This window comes from Actinomycetota bacterium (assembly GCA_035536535.1).
Lineage (GTDB): Bacteria > Actinomycetota > JAICYB01 > JAICYB01 > JAICYB01 > DATLNZ01.
The window spans coordinates 1-2072 of sequence record DATLNZ010000072.1 but is presented as its reverse complement, the minus strand read 5'-3'; the positions used below and the strand labels follow the sequence as shown (position 1 = coordinate 2072).

Below are 2072 nucleotides of genomic sequence, written 5' to 3'. Positions count from 1 at the left end.
TCGGCCACCAGTCCCGGCTCCCGCTGCATCAGGGAAGCCAGCACCGGACCCGTCCCGACCGCACGGCATGCCAGCTCGGCCACCGGAGGCTCGTCGCGCAGCATCGCCAGGAGGTGAGGAAGCGACTCCAGCCGCGAGACGAGATCGCGCAGTCGGACGAGTCCCGCGTCCGGGTCCGGCGTCTCGGACAGCCACGCCAAAAGCCCCGGCAGGATCGCTCGCATGACGCGGGTGCTGCGCGACGGTCCTGACGTCAGGGAGACGATGAGGTCCTGGGCGCGCTGCGGACGGTCGAACCCCAGCGCGGCGAGTCGGTCCCGGGCCTCCTCGGCCCCCAGGGCGGGACCGATAGCCGGCGTCCGCGCGAACGCCTCCAGCAGCGGACGGTAGAACAGCCGCTCGTGGATGCGCCGCACGACCGACGTCGTGTGACGCCACCGGCCGTCGAACTCGTCCAGAGCGGAGCCTTCCGCGGAGTCGCGGAGGCCGAGTCCGCGCGCCACGTGCTCCAAGCGGGCCGGCTGCGTGGGCAGCGTGTGCGTCTGGCGTCCGGAGATGAGCTGGAGGCGGTGCTCGGTGTGCCGCAGGAAAACGTATGCGTCGGCGAGGTCGTCGGCGTCCTGCTCGGCCACAAAACCCTCGGCCCCCAGGACGTCCAGCGCCTCCAGCGTGTTGCGCACCCGCAGGTCCGGATGGTGCCGGCCGTGGACGAGCTGCAGGAGCTGGACGGCGAACTCCACGTCGCGTATACCCCCCCGCCCGAGCTTCACCTGACGTCCGGACAGCCCCGCCCGGTGGACCTGAGCCTCGGCCCTGGACTTCAACGCCCGCACCTGCTCGACCGCCTCGGGCGCCAGACGCTCCGGCCATACGAACGGGCGCACCAGCTCGAGGAAGTCGTCGCCGACGGACTGGTCGCCCGCGGAGAACCTGCACTTGATCAGCGACTGGAACTCCCACACCTGCGCCCAGCGCCGGTAGTAGGCGGCGAAGGCGTCAAGCGACCTCACCAACGGACCGTCCCGGCCCTCCGGACGCAGGTCGGCGTCGGTCCGGAAGATCACCGGCGGTCCGTTCATCGCCTCCATGACCCGCTTGGCCGCGGCCTCCGCCTCGTCGCCACCGGTGCGGTGCACGAACAGGACGTCGATGTCCGACGCGTAGTTGAGCTCGCGTCCGCCCAGCTTGCCCATGGCCATGACGGCCATTCCCTCGGCCCCCGCCTGGTCGATGACCGCGCGCAGGCAGTCGTCGGCGAGGTCCGAAAGCTCGTGGCCGGTCCGGACGAGGGAGTCGCGGTCGGGAGCCGACGAGAGGTCACGCGCCGCGATCTGAAGCAGCCGTTCGTCCTTCAGGTCTCGCAGAGTCTCTTGCCTCGGACCGTCACCCCCCAGCAGGACGCCGGCAGCCCCCGGGAGCCGGGAGACAAGCCCGGACAAGTACTCGCTGAAGCCGAGGACCGCGACCATCGGCGCTGCTTTGTCCGGATCCGACAGGACGGCTTCCACGATGTCCGGCGGAGTTCCGCACAACCGGCGCAGAGCCACGTCCGGATCGGGGGCCCGGTCACCGACGAACTCGAGCAACGCCGACCACCTCGGGTCCTCCACCCACCCGGAAGGAAGCTCACGGACGGCGCGCGCGGGGTCGCGGATGCCGAAACGCGCCAGCACCGAAAGCTCCGACCCCTGCTCGACCATGAGTCAGTAAACCTGCCCGGGCATCAGCCGGGAGCCGATAAGGCGTGCCGGGGCATCAGCCGGCAGTCAGGACCTTCGCGACCTCACCGCCCTCGTCCAGGAACTGGACCTTCGCCTCACCGTCCGCCGAAACGACCAGTCGCAGCCGGACGCGGCCCTCGAGGTCGTGCAGCTCGATCGCCGCGTCGTTGCGCTCGTTGCGCCCCGCGAACAGCCGGGTCGGCCAGTGGGGACCCAGTTTGGCTTCCCGCATCAGCTGCTCCCACGCCGCGTCGCGCTCGGGCCCCGACTCCATGGCCTCGACTTCCCGCATGCGCCGGAGGGCGTCCTCTATGTCCATGTCCGGGCGGTCCCACACATAGAAACCGGCCG

At 70.8% G+C, this 2072-nt stretch carries 2 protein-coding genes; both read right to left on the bottom strand.

Going from position 1 to position 2072, the window contains the following annotated elements:
- The coding region (locus VNE62_04455) for a bifunctional glutamine-synthetase adenylyltransferase/deadenyltransferase (GenBank protein HVE91542.1) at positions 1 to 1700 on the bottom strand (1700 nt) is incomplete at its 3' end.
- A 55-nt stretch (positions 1701 to 1755) separates the two neighbouring features.
- Positions 1756 to 2072: hypothetical protein (locus VNE62_04450; protein ID HVE91541.1), on the bottom strand; the 317-nt coding region annotated here is incomplete at its 5' end.